The 15,066-nt window shown below is 62.3% G+C and carries 15 protein-coding genes; 6 read left to right on the top strand and 9 right to left on the bottom strand.

What is annotated here, in order from left to right; all coding sequences use genetic code 11:
* Window positions 1–120 precede the first annotated feature (120 nt).
* Complete coding sequence (locus tag J3P75_RS24340) at window positions 121–1,329, top strand: MFS transporter (RefSeq protein ID WP_434708465.1); 1,209 nt, start codon at window positions 121–123, stop codon at window positions 1,327–1,329.
* On the opposite strand, the gene cueR is transcribed toward J3P75_RS24340, so the two are convergent.
* The 3 genes from cueR to J3P75_RS24325 all read right to left on the bottom strand — a co-directional run bounded on the left by cueR (window position 1,283) and on the right by J3P75_RS24325 (window position 4,665).
* Window positions 1,283–1,696, bottom strand: a complete 414-nt coding sequence (gene cueR, locus J3P75_RS24335) for a Cu(I)-responsive transcriptional regulator (protein WP_090281149.1) — start codon at window positions 1,694–1,696, stop codon at window positions 1,283–1,285. The genes J3P75_RS24340 and cueR overlap by 47 nt on opposite strands.
* Window positions 1,693–4,086 (bottom strand): heavy metal translocating P-type ATPase, encoded by a 2,394-nt coding sequence (locus tag J3P75_RS24330; protein ID WP_434708464.1) that lies wholly within the window; start codon window positions 4,084–4,086, stop codon window positions 1,693–1,695. Before J3P75_RS24330 ends, cueR begins: the two co-directional genes overlap by 4 nt.
* A 195-nt stretch (window positions 4,087–4,281) precedes the next feature.
* A complete protein-coding gene (locus tag J3P75_RS24325; RefSeq protein ID WP_434708463.1) occupies window positions 4,282–4,665 on the bottom strand; it encodes a hypothetical protein in 384 nt (127 codons plus the stop codon).
* Between the two features lie 146 nt (window positions 4,666–4,811).
* On the opposite strand from J3P75_RS24325, the gene J3P75_RS24320 reads away from it, so the two are divergent.
* Window positions 4,812–5,009, top strand: coding sequence for a heavy-metal-associated domain-containing protein (locus J3P75_RS24320; RefSeq protein WP_434708462.1), 198 nt, complete (start codon window positions 4,812–4,814; stop codon window positions 5,007–5,009).
* A gap of 87 nt (window positions 5,010–5,096) precedes the next feature.
* Window positions 5,097–6,299 carry a multidrug effflux MFS transporter gene (locus J3P75_RS24315; RefSeq protein WP_090281161.1) on the top strand — a complete coding sequence of 401 codons (1,203 nt, stop codon included), beginning with the start codon at window positions 5,097–5,099 and terminating at the stop codon, window positions 6,297–6,299.
* Window positions 6,300–6,305: 6 nt separating this feature from the next.
* On the opposite strand, the gene J3P75_RS24310 is transcribed toward J3P75_RS24315, so the two are convergent.
* From J3P75_RS24310 to J3P75_RS24300, 3 genes are all read right to left on the bottom strand, one after another.
* On the bottom strand, window positions 6,306–6,479 hold the full coding sequence (locus tag J3P75_RS24310; protein WP_186547404.1) for a hypothetical protein: 174 nt from the start codon (window positions 6,477–6,479) through the stop codon (window positions 6,306–6,308).
* A 159-nt stretch (window positions 6,480–6,638) separates the two neighbouring features.
* On the bottom strand, window positions 6,639–7,652 hold the full coding sequence (locus J3P75_RS24305; RefSeq protein WP_434708461.1) for a zinc-binding alcohol dehydrogenase family protein: 1,014 nt from the start codon (window positions 7,650–7,652) through the stop codon (window positions 6,639–6,641).
* 29 nt (window positions 7,653–7,681) lie between these two features.
* Window positions 7,682–7,975 (bottom strand): putative quinol monooxygenase, encoded by a 294-nt coding sequence (locus J3P75_RS24300; protein WP_434708460.1) that lies wholly within the window; start codon window positions 7,973–7,975, stop codon window positions 7,682–7,684.
* A 119-nt stretch (window positions 7,976–8,094) separates the two neighbouring features.
* Here J3P75_RS24300 and J3P75_RS24295 point away from each other — a divergent pair, with 119 nt between their 5' ends.
* From J3P75_RS24295 to J3P75_RS24285, 3 genes are all read left to right on the top strand, one after another.
* Entirely contained in the window at window positions 8,095–9,024 is a 930-nt protein-coding gene (locus tag J3P75_RS24295; protein ID WP_090281169.1) for a LysR family transcriptional regulator, read from the top strand.
* Between the two features lie 317 nt (window positions 9,025–9,341).
* Window positions 9,342–10,073, top strand: a complete 732-nt coding sequence (locus J3P75_RS24290; RefSeq protein ID WP_434592631.1) for an ArsR/SmtB family transcription factor — start codon at window positions 9,342–9,344, stop codon at window positions 10,071–10,073.
* Window positions 10,074–10,214: 141 nt separating this feature from the next.
* A complete protein-coding gene (locus J3P75_RS24285; protein ID WP_434708459.1) occupies window positions 10,215–11,597 on the top strand; it encodes an MFS transporter in 1,383 nt (460 codons plus the stop codon).
* Window positions 11,598–11,716: 119 nt separating this feature from the next.
* Here J3P75_RS24285 and J3P75_RS24280 read toward each other — a convergent pair whose 3' ends face one another.
* The 3 genes from J3P75_RS24280 to J3P75_RS24270 all read right to left on the bottom strand — a co-directional run bounded on the left by J3P75_RS24280 (window position 11,717) and on the right by J3P75_RS24270 (window position 14,934).
* Window positions 11,717–12,670, bottom strand: a complete 954-nt coding sequence (locus tag J3P75_RS24280) for an adenosine deaminase (RefSeq protein WP_434708458.1) — start codon at window positions 12,668–12,670, stop codon at window positions 11,717–11,719.
* 80 nt (window positions 12,671–12,750) lie between these two features.
* A complete protein-coding gene (locus tag J3P75_RS24275; RefSeq protein WP_434708457.1) occupies window positions 12,751–13,716 on the bottom strand; it encodes a 2-oxoglutarate and iron-dependent oxygenase domain-containing protein in 966 nt (321 codons plus the stop codon).
* Between the two features lie 144 nt (window positions 13,717–13,860).
* Window positions 13,861–14,934 (bottom strand): BMP family ABC transporter substrate-binding protein, encoded by a 1,074-nt coding sequence (locus tag J3P75_RS24270; RefSeq protein ID WP_434592624.1) that lies wholly within the window; start codon window positions 14,932–14,934, stop codon window positions 13,861–13,863.
* Window positions 14,935–15,066 lie beyond the last annotated feature (132 nt).

The raw sequence follows: 15,066 nt of genomic DNA, 5'->3' as shown, positions 1-15,066 counted from the left end.
TCAGCATCTCCATCGGCTGAACCGCCGCAATCGCGAGCAGGCTCACTCCTACAGGGGTTGTGGTGTTGTTGGAAGTTGTATGGGAGTCTCACCGGCCCTACCCACACTCAAGGACTGAATGTGACCACTCCACGCAACCTCGAGCTGATCGTCAGCGCCCGGCTGATCTCCGATTTCGGCGCTTTTCTCAACATGGTCGCGCTGGCCACCTATGTCTACCTGCTGAGCAACAGTGCCATGAGCGTCGGCATCTTTCTCGCCAGCCGCGTCGGCGGCGGGATATTCGCCAGCCTCATTGGCACGGCGTTCTACCGCCGCTGCAGCGGCCGCGTGCCGTTGATCGCGTTTGACGTGCTGCGCGCCGGCGTATTGGCGTTGCTGCTGATTGTGCCGGTCGGCCAACAAGCGCTGCTGCTACCGCTGATTGCCTTCGTGCTGGGCTTTGGCAATTCGATGTTTGCAATCGGCGTGAACAGCCAGCTACCGCGCCTGATCGAGCCGGCGCAGTTGCTCAAGGCCAACGCCTGGATCACATCAGCCTCATCGGCGGCGATGGTCGGCGGCAGTCTGGTGTCCGGTTTGCTGGTGGCGGGTTTTGGTTTTGCAACGGTGTTCGCCCTGAATGCGCTGACCTATGTACTGGCCGCGCTGTTGATTGTGCCGTTGCGTTTTGCCGCAATGACGGTCGACCAGGAACCCGAACGCGGCGAATGGGCCGCCCTCAAAAAAGGTCTGCGCGGTGCCCCGGTGGTCGCGGCGATGCTCGCCGTGACCATGGCCGATACCCTCGGCAGCGCCGCGCACAACGTCGGCTTCCCGATCATTTCGAAACTGCTCACGCCCGAGTCGGCAAGCACGACGCTGGGCCTGGCACTGGCGGTATGGGCCTGCGGCAAGCTGCTCGGTGCGCGTATCGCCAGTCGCTTCAAGGCTACGGGCAACAGCGATTTGCAGCGTCGATATTTCCTCGGCGTGGCCGTGATGTCCTGTGGGTTCATCCTGATGTTCCAGCAGCACAGCCTGTACGGCTTGCTGTTGTTTGCCCTGCCGGCCGGCCTCGGTGACGGGATTTCCGAAGTCAGCCTGATGTCGCGCCTGCAACGCGAGCCCGAGCAACTGCGCTTGCCGATCTTCAGCGTCCTGACCCTGCTGCAAATGACCGGTTTCGGCATTGGCATGCTCATTGCTGCACCGTTCTATGAAGGGTGGACGCCGGGCGCCGTGGTCATGCTGTTCCACGCCATTCCTCTCGGCACGCTGCTTGTGCTGAAAGTGTTGGCGCTCAGGCGCGCGCGGGTTGCGCGCAGCAGCCCGACGCCAGTTCCTTGAGAATCGGGCAGTCGGGGCGCTGGTCGCCGCTGCAGTGTTCGACCAGATCCTGCAGGGTGTCGCGCAACTCGCCGAGTTCGCGGATTTTCTGATTCAGCTCGTCGATGTGCTGGCGCGCCAGGGCTTTCACATCGGCACTGGCGCGCTGACGGTCCTGCCACAGGGTCAGCAGCTTGCCGACTTCTTCGAGCGAAAAACCCAGGTCCCGCGAGCGCTTGATGAACGCCAGGGTGTGCAGGTCATCGCTACCGTAGACGCGGTAACCGGCGTCGGTACGATGGGCCGCTTTGAGCAAACCGATCGACTCGTAATAGCGGATCATTTTTGCGCTGAGGCCACTCTGCCGGGCCGCTTGGCCGATGTTCATCGCTGTTCCTCCAGGTCATCGGGTTTCCAGGTTTTCAACAGTAGCGCATTGCTCACCACGCTGACGCTCGACAAGGCCATGGCCGCGCCGGCCAGCACCGGATTGAGGAAGCCGAACGCCGCCAGCGGAATGCCGATCAGGTTGTAGACAAAGGCCCAGAACAGGTTCTGGCGGATCTTCGCGTAGGTCTTGCGGCTGATCTCCAGCGCCGCCGGGACCAATCGCGGGTCGCCGCGCATCAGGGTGATGCCGGCAGCGTGCATGGCGACATCGGTGCCGCCGCCCATGGCGATACCGATGTCGGCGGCGGCCAAGGCCGGCGCATCGTTGATGCCGTCGCCGACCATCGCCACTACGCCGGTCTTTTTCAGTTCGGTGACGGTTGCGGCTTTGTCTGCCGGCAATACTTCGGCGTGGACATGGGTGATGCCCAGCGCCTCGGCGACCACTCGCGCACTGCCGCGGTTGTCGCCGGTCAGCAGATGGCTGTGGATGTCGCGCGCAGCGAGTTGCTGTACGGCTTGCAGCGCGCCGGGTTTCAGCGTGTCACCGAAAGCGAACAGTCCGAGCACGCGCGGTTGCGGGCTCTGCTCGATCAGCCACGACAAGGTGCGCCCTTCGGTTTCCCAGGCAGTGGCGCTGTTGTTCAGTGGCGCGGCGCTCAACCCGCTTTCTTCGAGCAGCCGTCGGTTGCCCAGGGCCAGGCGGCGATCGCCCAGCGTGCCGGCGATGCCGCGCCCGGTCAGCGACTGGCTGTCGCTGACATTTGGCACATCCAGGTCGCGTTCAGCGGCGGCATCCAGCACCGCTTTGGCCAGTGGATGTTCGCTGCCGCGTTGCAGCGCCCCGGCCAGTTTCAGCAAGGTGTCTTCGTCATCATCGATCGCACTGAAATGGGCAATACGTGGCGTACCTGAGGTCAGCGTGCCGGTCTTGTCGAACACCACGCTGCTGACGGCATGGGCGCGCTCCAGTGCTTCGGCGTCCTTGATCAGAATGCCGTGGCGTGCGGCGACACCGGTGCCGGCCATGATCGCGGTCGGCGTGGCGAGGCCGAGGGCGCAAGGGCAGGCGATGACCAGCACCGCGACGGCGTTGATCAGCGCGGTTTCCATCGGCGCACCGTAGAGCCACCAGCCGATCAGCGTCGCCAGAGCGATCAGCAACACCATCGGCACGAAAATCTGGCTGACTTTATCCACCAGTTTCTGGATCGGCGCTTTCGCCGCTTGCGCGTCTTCGACCAGACGGATGATCCGCGCCAGTACGCTTTCTGCGCCGAGCGCCTGAGTGCGCACCAGCAGGCGTCCCTCACCGTTGATCGCGCCACCGGTCACCGGGTCGCCGGGTTGTTTCGGCACCGGCAGGCTTTCGCCGCTGATCAGCGCTTCGTCGGCGTGGCTCTGACCCTCGATGACCTCGCCGTCGACCGGGAAGCGTTCGCCGGGTTTGACCAGCACCACGTCGTTGAGGCGCAGGGCGCTGATGGCGACGTCCTGCTCGCGGCCGTCGATCACTTGAATCGCACGTTCCGGGCGCAACGCTTCGAGGGCGCGGATGGCGCTGGCGGTCTGGCGTTTGGCGCGGCTTTCCAGGTATTTGCCGAGCAGCACCAGGGCGATGACCACCGCCGAGGCTTCGAAATACAGATGCGGCATGCGTCCGGCGGCGGTAGCCCATTCATAGAGGCTCAAGCCATAACCGGCGCTGGTGCCCAGGGCCACCAGCAAGTCCATGTTGCCGGCGCCGGCGCGCACGGCTTTCCACGCGGCGACATAGAAACGCGCGCCGAAAATGAATTGCACCGGCGTGGCGAGGGCGAATTGCGCCCAGGCCGGGAGCATCCAGTGCAGGCCGAACGGTTGCAGCACCATCGGCGCCACCAGCGGCAGGGCCAGGGTGATCGCGCAAATCAGCGCCCAGCGCTCGTGCTTGAGGCGCTGTTGCTGGTTATCGGTTTTCGCCGCTTCGGCTTGCCAGACGCTGGCGGAGTAACCGGCCTTGCTCACCGCGTCGAGCAGCGTTTGCTGATCGATTTGGCCGAGCAATTCCAGGTGCGCACGTTCGTTGGCGAGGTTGACGCTGACGCTTTTCACCCCGGCGACTTTGTTCAGGGCGCGCTCGACGCGGCCGACGCAGGACGCGCAGGTCATGCCGTCAATACTCAATTCGAGGGTTTGCTGGGGGACGCTGTAACCGGCGCGCTCAACGGCTTCGAGCAACGCCGGCAAGCTGTCGCCCGGGGCTTGCACGCGGGCCTGTTCGGTGGCGAGGTTGACGCTGACGTCGCGGGCGCCGCTGACTTTGCTCAAGGCGCGCTCGACACGCCCGGCGCAACTGGCGCAGGTCATGCCGGCAATCGGCAGATCGAAAGTGATGGAATCGGACATCGGTCGTACTCCCTGCAGTAGAGGCCTGCAAGGATCAACCTTGCCATGCGGGCAAGGTCAAGCACCATTCTTTCAATCGCTGAGAAGCAAAATGTGGGAGCCAGCCTGCTGGCGATGGCGGTGTGTCATTCAGCACTGACGCCGGCTGACACGCCCTCATCGCCAGCAGGCTGGCTCCCACAGGTTCAGGTCGACTCAGTAGCCGAGATCGGCGCGCTTGAGGTACATGCCTTCCTGATTCATCGCTATCCGGTACTTCTGTATATCGCCCGCTTGCAGCTTGATTTCCTGCGAGCCGGGTGCGAGCAAGCCCGGATTGCAGCCGGGTACCTGCCCCGGCAACAGCTTCAAGCGCAACGAAACATTCCCCGGCGGCAGGTTGAACGAAGTGCTCTGCTCCTGAAACAGCCGCGCCGAGAGCTGATCCTGAATGTACACACCAATCTCGCACGAGGTCGCCACTTCCAGGCGCTCGCGGGAAATGATCAGTACCGCGTAATCTTCCCCGACAGCCTGCACGGGCGCGGCGGCGGCGAATAGACCGAGAAAGCCAAACAGGCTGAAAGCTGACCAGCGCATGGCTGCATCTCCTGCAATTGAAGTTGATGTACGCAGCTTGGCCGAGCGCGGCGCCGATTGCCAGCCCGGCAGTTTTTGCCAGAACTTGACCTTGCCATCATGGCAAGCTCGAAACTGCCGGCAACCTCACTCAAAGGAGTCATCCCATGCAAGTATTCAATGTTCAAGGCATGTCCTGCGGGCATTGCGTCAAAGCCATCACCAACGCCATTCAGGGCAAGGATCCGGCGGCCAGCGTGCGTGTCGATCTGGCTGCGAAAGAGGTCGGCGTCGAAAGCACACTGGACGCTGACAAGATCATCGAAGCGATCAACGAAGAAGGGTACACGGTGAAGCTCGTCTGAAATTGATCGTTAGCGAGCTATCGGAATGTTCAAGGCGTCCGGGCGCAGCTAGACTATCGGGCTGCGACTTGCCCACCTGGATGCCTGATGAACTTTCGTACCATTTTGATACTTGGCGCCTTGAGCGCTTTCGGTCCATTGGCGATCGACTTTTATTTACCCGCATTTCCGGCCATGGCGCTGGCCTTCGGCACCGATGAGCAGCATGTGCAGCTGACGCTGGCCGCGTATTTCCTCGGCCTGTCGCTGGGCCAGCTGGCTTACGGGCCGATTTCCGATCGGTTCGGCCGGCGGATTCCTCTGCTCAGCGGCGTCGGCCTGTTCACCCTGGCGTCATTGGCCTGTGCCTATGCGCCGAGTCTGGAATGGCTGATCGGCGCGCGTTTCGTCCAGGCACTCGGCGGCTGCGCGGGCATGGTGATTTCCCGCGCGGTGGTCGCCGACAAGTGCGATGCGGTGGGCTCGGCGAAGGTTTTTTCGCAACTGATGCTGGTGATGGGCCTGGCGCCGATTCTGGCGCCGATGCTCGGCGGTCTGCTGGTCAATACCAGTGGCTGGCAGTCGATCTTTCTGGTGCTGACCGGTTTTAGCGCCCTCGCGGCGCTGGCGGTGGCGCTTGGCCTGCCGGAAAGCATGCCGGCGCACGTGCCACGCCAGCCACTGTCCGGCGCATTGCGCCAATACACGCGACTGGTCAAGGACAGGGTTTATCTGGGCCACGCACTCACCGGCGGGATCGCCATCGCCGGCATGTTCGCCTACATCGCCGGTTCACCGTTTGTGTTCATCAAGCTGTACGGCGTGCCTGCCGAGCATTTCGGCTGGCTGTTCGGTACCAACGCGGCGGGTTTCATTCTGGTGGCGCAAGTCAACGCGCGGCTGTTGGCCAAGCGCGGCCCGGCGTTTCTGCTGGTGCGTGCGGTGTGGGTGTACTTTCTCGCAGGGCTGACCTTGCTGGCGGTCGGCGCGATGCGCCCGGAAGCCTTGTGGCCGTTGCTGATTCCGTTGTTCATCTGCATCGCCAGCCTCGGTTGCATCATCCCCAACGCATCCGCCTGTGCGATGAACGGCCAGGGGGCACGGGCTGGCAGCGCGTCGGCCATGCTCGGTTGTCTGCAATTCAGCATCGCCGCCGGTGCGGCCGCATTGGTGGGCGTGCTGCACGATGGCAGCGCCGTGCCGATGGCCATGGTCATCAGCCTGTGCGGCTTGCTGGTGGTCAGCGTCGCTTTGCTCACCCGTCGCCTGCAGAACGCCCGGGCATTGGCGCAAGCCCAGGCCGAGGCGTAAACAGTCTCAGCCGGCAGCGCGCTGCTGGCTGTGTTCGGGAATGCGATGGGGCGCGCAGAGTCGCGCTTCGAGGGTGCGAGTGAACGCCAGTGCTTCGGCTTCACTGCGAAAGGTCACGACATGCTGGTCGAGGCGAACCTGCCATTGAGACTTTGCCACTTCTTTTATCAGGATCTTCATTGCTGACCTCCCTTGCGTAAAAGATGTATCGCAGAGGCTTCGATTGTAGACCTGAATGCGATCGCAATTGTGACAACGGCCGGGCATCGGACTGACGGCAAAAAGATACGCAGCCCTGCCAGCCGCTCTAGCGCTGGCAAAGGCTGCGACGTGGTTTTTTTAGAAACCTTCTAAAACAATTTTCCCCTTGGCCTTGCCGCTTTCCAGCAATTCATGGGCGCGACGCAGGTTGGCAGCATTGATGCTGCCGAAGTGTTCGCCGACGGTGGTTTTCAAGGTGCCGGCGTCGATCAGTTGCGCGACGCGGTTGAGCAGGTTGTGCTGCTCGATCATGTCCGGCGTCTCGAACAGCGAGCGGGTGTACATGAATTCCCAGTGCAGCGACAGGCTCTTGCGCTTGAGTTTGCTCACGTCCAGCGACTTCGGATCGTCGATCAGCGCCAGTTTGCCCTGCGGCGCCAACGCTTCGACCAGTTGCTCCAGATGCTGGTCGGTCTGCGTCAGGCTGGCAACGTGAGTGACGCTGTCGAGGCCGGCGCGCTGGAGTTCTTCGCTCAGCGGCTGACTGTGATCGATCACCACGTCGGCGCCCAACGCCTTGACCCAGTCGCGGGTCTGTTCGCGGGATGCGGTGCCGATGACCTTCAGGCCAGTCAGCTGCTTCGCCAGTTGCGTGAGGATCGAACCGACCCCACCGGCCGCGCCGACGATCAGCAGGCTCTGGCCCTCGTCGGTTTTGCCCTGATTGATTTGCAGACGCTCGAAGAGCAATTCCCAGGCGGTGATCGCGGTCAGTGGCAACGCGGCGGCTTCGGCGAAATCGAGGGTTTTCGGCATATGCCCGACGATGCGCTCATCGACGACGTGCAACTCGCTGTTGCCGCCGGCACGGGCGATCGACCCCGCGTAGAAGACTTTGTCGCCGGCCTTGAACAGCGTCACGTCGCTGCCGACTGCCTTGACCACACCAGCGACGTCCCAGCCCAGCACTTTCGCAGCGCCGTTTTCCGGCGCTACGTTCTGCCGGACTTTGGTGTCGACCGGGTTGACCGAAATGGCTCTGACTTCCACCAGCAGGTCGCGCGGGCCGGCGACCGGTTCTGGCAGTTCGATATCCTGCAGGGCGTTGGTGTCGCTGATCGGCAGGGATGCGTAATAGGCGATGGCTTTCATGAAAGGCTCCGTACGGTTAATGGAAGAAATCAGGCAATCGCGCCGAGGCGCTTGAGCTGGAACTGTTCGATGGTGTCGCCGGCACTGCGCTGAAACTGCTGGAAGTGCGCGCTGGCGTTGTGCGCCTGTAGCACCTCTTCACTGGCCCAGTGCTCGATCACGTAAAAAACCTGAGGGTCGGCGAGGTCGCGGTGCAGGTCGTACTGGCCGCAACCGGCCTCGGCACGGCTCGGTGCAACCAGCGCGCGCAGGGCCTGTTCGAGGGCGTTCTGCTGGCCGGGTTTGGCGGTCAGGGTGGCGATGGCAGTGAAGGGCTGGGACATGTCGGGCTCCAATAGCGCAGCAAGAATTCGATGGACAGATGATTCGCTATTTCTGTTAGCGATAAAACCGGCTAAAACAGCAGTCTCTTTCAATTTTATTTTGATAATCGAGGCTGAGGATGCTGCGTTTCGATGACCTGCAGTTGTTTGTCCGCGCGGCGGATCTCGGCAGCCTGTCGGCGGCGGCGCGGGTGATGGACATGTCTGCCGCGGTGGCGAGCGCGGCGTTGAAGCGCATCGAGCAGCAGTTGGGCGCGCGCCTGCTGGCGCGCTCGACCCGCAGTCTGCGCCTGACCGCCGAGGGCGAGGGGTTTCTGGAATACGCGCGCGCGGCGCTGAGTAATCTCGACGAAGGTCGGCGCCTGCTCGCCAGCGGTCAGGATCAGGTCAGCGGGATTTTGCAGCTGTCCGCACCCTCGGACTTCGGTCGCAACCTGCTGCTGCCATGGCTCGACGAGTTTCAGCGCGAGCACCCGCGTTTGACCGTGCGCTTGCTGCTCGGCGACCGCATCGCCGATCTGTTTCGCCAGCCGGTGGACATCGCCCTGCGTTACGGCGAACCGGAGGATTCCAGCCTGGTCGCGCTGCCCATCGCTGCGCACAACCGTCGCGTGCTCTGCGCCTCCCCGGCCTACCTGGCTCGGCATGGCGAGCCTCGCCAGCTCGAACAACTGGCGCAGCACAACTGCCTGTTGTACATGCTCGGCAGCCGCGTCCACGACCATTGGAGTTTCCATGACGGCAAGCGCGAAGTCGGCCTGACGGTCAGCGGCGACCGTTTCAGCGACGATGCCGACGTCGTGCGTTTGTGGGCGCTGGCCGGTGCCGGGATCGCCTATAAATCCTGGCTCGACGTCGGCACCGATGTCCTTGCCGGACGGCTCAAGGTGCTGCTGCCGGAACTGCTCTGTGAGCGCGCACCGCTGAATCTGTTGTGCGCTCATCGCGCACAATTGAGTAAGCCGGTGAACCTTCTGCGCGACATGCTCGCCAGCCGTTGCGCTGAATTGAGTAGTCAATTTCGCGTTTTTTCAAAAGTTGATCATTAGTCGCAGGCAAATAGAGAAATTTCTCTCAGGAACAATCACCACCTGTGCAGCCCCTAGCGCAGGACGCGGCGCCTAACCCGCTTATACTAGCGCCCGCCTCATGCCAGCACCGACACCCCGGCCCGGAGACCTTCGCACCCCGTCGCCCGTATTGGCGTGACGGTCGCGCATCTGCTGCGGGTGCTGTGCCGGGGCAGGCTGCGTCAGTGGCTTGCCTCGCCCCGGTACATGGCGATTTTCGCGTCTTGGCCGACGACTCATTAGCGGCCAAGATGTCTCCGAGCAGTAGACGATACGATTCAACAGGGAGTGAACACATGGAACATGCACCTTGCATCAGCCAGATCGCCACGTTGCTGGCCGACCCCAAGCGCAGCGCGATGATGTGGGCGTTGATGGATGGCGCGGCGCGGCAGACCGAGGAGCTTGCGTTACAGGCCGGGCTGTCGCCGTCCTCGGCCAGTGCGCACCTGACGCGGCTGGCCACGGGTGGTCTGTTGAAAGTCGAAGTCCGTGGTCGCAAGCGGTTTTTCCGCCTCGCGGCGCCGGAGGTCGGTGCGGCGATAGAAGCCCTCGCCAGCGCCACCATCGCCAGTGCGCCGCGCGAGGTTCCGGACGTGTTCAAGCGCAGCACGCCGCTGGCCAAACCGCAGACCGCACCGTCGTCGCTGTTGCGCGCCCGCTTTTGTGACGATCACCTGGGCGGTACGCTGGCCGCCGATCTGTACCAGCGCCTGCTCGATGCCGGCTGGATCGAACAGCTGGAGCATCGCGTCGTGGTCACCCAAAAGGGCGCGAAGTTGCTGGCCGAGCGTGGCGTGTTCATTCAGGCGCTGGCCCATCGCAACGTGCAGGTGGCGTGCGCCTGCCCGGACTGGAGCGAGCGGCGTCCGCACATGGGCGGCTCACTTGGCGCGGCATTGCTGCAGTTGTTCATGCAGTCCGGCTGGCTGACGCTGCCCAACGACTCCCGAGCCTTGCAACTGACGGCGACCGGGCAACGCGAATTGCATCGTTTCGCCAAAGACACCGAGCTGGAACTGGCGTAGTAGAGCGTTGCACAAAGCCTGCCTCGAACTGCGCCAGCGCGTCTGGCGTCGTTGACGGCTGCGAACAGGTCGCATCCAGCAGCAACGCCGCATCGCTATCGCGCACACTCGTTCCGGGGATATTTCGGAGGGGGAAGCAGCATGCAAACACAGCGCTACAGCGCGGCAGAACGTCTGGAACGTCTGCCGATCAGCGGTTATCACCGGATCATTTTCATCATCATCGCTCTGGCGTTTTTCTTCGACTCCATGGACCTGGCGATGATGACGTTCCTGCTCGGCTCGATCAAAGCCGAGTTCGGCCTGAGCAGCGCACAGGCCGGACTGCTCGCCAGTTCGAGTTTTTTCGGCATGGTGCTGGGCGCTTCGCTGTCGGGGATGCTCGCCGATCGCTTCGGACGCAAGCCGGTATTCCAGTGGAGCATCGTGCTCTGGGGCGTGGCCAGTTATCTGTGTTCGACGGCGCAAACGGTTGAGACCCTGACGCTGTTCCGCATCCTGTTGGGGATCGGCATGGGCATGGAGTTTCCGATTGCCCAGTCGATGCTGTCGGAGCTGATTCCGGCGCAACGCCGCGGGCGCTACATCGCCCTGATGGATGGTTTCTGGCCGCTCGGTTTCGTCGCGGCCGGCGTGCTCTCTTACTTTCTGCTGCCGGTGATTGGCTGGCGCGACATCTTTCTGGTGCTCGCAGTGCCGGCGGTGTTTGTTTTGGCGATCCGCTTTTTCATTCCCGAGTCGCCGCGCTGGCTGGAACAAGCCGGCCGCGACACCGACGCGGACAAGGTTCTGAACGGCATCGAAGCGCGTGTGCGTACTTCGCTGGGCGGTGCAGCGTTACCCGAACCTGTCCGCTTGCCTCGTACCGTGACGCCGCCGGGCAATTTCTTCTCGGCGCTGAAGCAGATCTGGTCGCCGCAGTACCGCCAACGCACGACGATGATCTGGAGCCTGTGGTTTTTCGCCTTGCTCGGCTTTTACGGGCTGACTTCGTGGCTCAGCGCATTGCTGCAGCAATCGGGTTTTGCCGTGACGCAGTCGGTGTATTACACGGTGCTGATTTCGCTGGGCGGGATCCCCGGTTTTCTAATGGCTGCCTGGCTGGTCGAGCGCTGGGGACGCAAACCGGTGTGCATCGTGACCTTGCTCGGCGGCGGCGTGATGGCGTTTCTGTACGGGCAGAGCGCGGTGTTCGGCGGCAACGTCGCGCTGCTGATCGGCACCGGGTTGCTGATGCAGTTCTTTCTGTTCGGCATGTGGGCGGTGCTCTACACCTACACGCCCGAGTTGTACCCGACGTCGGCACGCGCCACGGGTTCAGGCTTTGCCTCGGCGATTGGCCGGGTCGGCTCGCTGCTCGGACCTCTGGTCACCGGGCTGGTATTCCCGATTACCGGGCAGGGCGGGGTGTTTGCGCTGGGCGCGGCATGCTTTGCGATCGCGGCGGGGGTGGTGTGGCTGTTCGGGATGGAGACGCGGGGCAAGACCCTGGAGGAGCTGACTGAAACCCAAATCCCAGGCTAAACACATGTCCAATTGTAGGAGTGAGCCTGCTCGCGATAGCGGTGTGTCAGTTGAAGATTTTTATCTGACACACCGCTATCGCGAGCAGGCTCACTCCTACAAGGGATTTGCGGTGAGGCTTAGGGTTTTACCAGCCGCGCATCCAGGCTGTTCTGCGCCAGGCGCCTGGCCTGATCCTGGGTCATGCCGAGGTGCTCGTGCAGCGCATGGAAGTTCTCGGTCACATAACCACCGAAGTACGCCGGGTCATCCGAGTTCACCGTGACCTTCACGCCGCGTTCGAGCATGTCGAGGATGTTGTGCTGCGACATGTGATCGAACACGCAGAGCTTGGTGTTCGACAGCGGGCACACGGTCAGGGGGATCTGTTCATCAATGATCCGCTGCATCAGGCGCTCGTCTTCGATGGCGCGCACGCCGTGGTCGATGCGCTGGATTTTCAGCAGGTCGATGGCTTCCCAGATGTATTCCGGTGGGCCTTCTTCACCCGCATGGGCCACGGTCAGGAAGCCTTCATGGCGGGCGCGATCGAACACACGCTGGAACTTGCTCGGCGGGTGGCCCATCTCGGAACTGTCCAGACCGACCGCAACGAACGCATCGCGGAACGGCAGCGCCTGATCAAGGGTTTTCTCGGCTTCTGCTTCGCTCAGATGGCGCAGGAAACTCAGGATCAAACCGCTGGTGATGCCCAGTTGCGTCTCGCCATCCTTCAGCGCCGCCGCGATACCGTTGAGTACCACTTCGAAGGGAATGCCGCGGTCGGTATGGGTCTGCGGGTCGAAGAACGGTTCGGTGTGAATCACGTTCTGCTCTTTGCAGCGCAGCAGGTAGGCCCAGGTCAGGTCGTAGAAATCCTGCGAGGTGCGCAGCACGTCGGCGCCCTGGTAATACAGGTCGAGAAATTCCTGCAGGTTGTTGAAGGCGTAAGCCTTGCGCAGGGTTTCCACGTCGTTCCACGGCAGGGCGATCTTGTTGCGCTCGGCCAGGGCGAACAGCAGCTCGGGCTCCAGCGAGCCTTCCAGATGCAGGTGCAGTTCAGCCTTCGGCAAGGCGTTGAGCCAGTCGTACATGGTCTTTTCTCATCAGGTGCAATGACGGCATTCTACAGATGCTCGCCGAAACAATTGGCAAAACCTGACCAAGCGATCCATCACACCGCTGCTTGCTCGCGTCGATAAGCGTAGGTATCGGCGAAGCGCGACAGGAGGAATTCGGCGCAGGTGGTAGTCGGATATTTCGCCGGGTGCTGTGCGTCCTGGCAACCGGGCAGACATTCGATGCGGGTGTCCGGGTGTGGCTCGGCGAAGAACGGCATCGAATAGCGGTCGACGCCGAGCGGGCTGATCACCCGGTGCGGGGTCGAGCGATAACGGTCGTTGCTCCAGCGCGCCATCATGTCGCCGAGGTTGACCACGAAGGTACCGTCAATCGGCGGTGCGTCGATCCATTCGCCCCTTACATTCTTGACCAGCAAGCCGCCGGCGCTGTCCTGATAGAGCAGGGTGATGCAGCCGTAATCGGTGTGCGCGCCGGCACCTTGCTGCTCGGCGGAACTGGCGGTGTGGCGCGGCGGGTAGTGGATCATGCGCAGCACGCTGACCGGGTCAACGAAACGGCTGTCAAAGAAGTCCCGTTCGATCCCCAACGCCACGGTCATCGCCCGCAACAACGTCTGCGCCAGCGCCTGCATGTCGAGGTAGTGCTGTTCCATCAATTCAACCCAGCCTGCCTGCGCCGGATGACGATTGGGCCCGCGCAACGGCTTTGCCGCAAGCACGTCGGGATGATCTGCGGGCAAATGCAGGCCCATGTCGAAGGTTTCTTTCAGATCGCTGGGTTTGTCCGGATCGAGCTGCTCGGTGGCGATGGCACCGTAGCCGCGGTGATGACGAGTCTGGGTAATATCAATCTGGAGTTTTTCCGCCGCGGGCAGGGCGAAAAAGCGTTGCGCGTGATCGAGCAGGGCGCTGATGCGCTGCGCGGAAATCGGGTGACCCTTGATGTAGAAAAAACCCCACTCGCGGCAGGCCTGGTCGATTTGCGTGGCGACGGCGGGCCAGGCGTTTTCGTTGTCGGCGTAGAGCGGGCTGATGTCGATGATCGGAAGGCTGTTCATGCACGATCCTTAAGAGCGCTGAAAATCCAAATGTGGGAGCCAGCCTGCTGGCGATAGCGGTGTGTCATTTAGCAAGGTCGTTGCCTGACACACCGCTATCGCCAGCAGGCTAGCTCCCACAGGTTTTTGTGTGACGAGTAAAAATTACTTCGGCATTTCGGCCTTCATGCCTTCCACGTAATAGTTCATCGACGCCAGTTCGGCATTGGTTGCGCTCACGCCCGCCGGAATTTTCTCCACGCCGGCCTGATCCTTGATCGGCCCGGTGAACGGCTGCAACGCACCGCTCTTGATGTCGGCAATGATCTGCTCGGCTTCGGCTTTCACCGGTGCCGGCACCAGGTCGCTGATCGGCAGCTCAACCGTGCCTTCCTTCAGTCCGCCCCAGTAGTCCTGGGGTTTCCAGGTGTGATCGATCACGCTCTGCGTCGCCTGAATATAGTGCGGCGCCCAGTCGTTGACGATCGACGTCAGCACCGCTTTCGGCCCGAAGTGCGCCATGTCCGAGGCATAGCCCACTGCGTACACGCCACGGCGTTCCGCGGCCTGAATTGGCGCCGGGCTGTCAGTGTGCTGGAACACCACGTCGACGCCCTGGTCGATCAGCGCGTTGGCTGCATCGGCTTCCTTGCCCGGATCGAACCACGAGTTGACCCAGACCACTTTGATCTCGGTGCCAGGGTTGTATTTGTTAAGGGCCAGTTGAATGGCGTTGATGTCGCGGATCACTTCCGGGATCGGGAACGAGGCGACGTAGCCGATCTTTTTGCTTTTGGTCATCTTCGCCGCAAGGAAGCCGCCGACGTAACGCCCCTCGTAGGTGCGCGCGAGATAGGTGCCGAGGTTCTTGTCCTGCTTGTAGCCGGTGGCGTGTTCGAAGGTCACCTTGGGAAACTGCCTGGCGACTTTCACGGTGGGGTTCATGTAGCCGAAGGAGGTGGTGAAGATCAGGTCGTACTTGTCCTTGGCCATGTTGCGGATGACCCGTTCGGCATCGGCTCCTTCGGCGACGTTTTCCACATAGTTGGTGGTGATCTGGCTGCCGAACTTTTCCGCCAGCGCCTTGCGCCCCTGTTCATGCTGATACGTCCAGCCGTGGTCACCGATCGGGCCGATGTAAACGAAACCGACTTTCAGCGGATCGGCAGCGCTGGCGCTCAGGCTGATGCCCAGACCGATGGCGGCGCACAGCAGTTTGTGCAGCGGACGTATTTGCATGAAGTGGAGCTCCGTTTTGTTGTGTGTGCCCAGGGCCAATGCAAATTGCTGACCAACAGGACAACAAACAATCCGGAACTGTGTGATGGCTATCGCGAGCAGGCGAAGGCCTACAGGGAATGCATTCCAAAT

The sequence above is a fragment of the Pseudomonas sp. R1-1 genome (assembly GCF_051132135.1).
Lineage (GTDB): Bacteria > Pseudomonadota > Gammaproteobacteria > Pseudomonadales > Pseudomonadaceae > Aquipseudomonas.
This window is presented reverse-complemented; position numbering and strand designations above follow the sequence as displayed.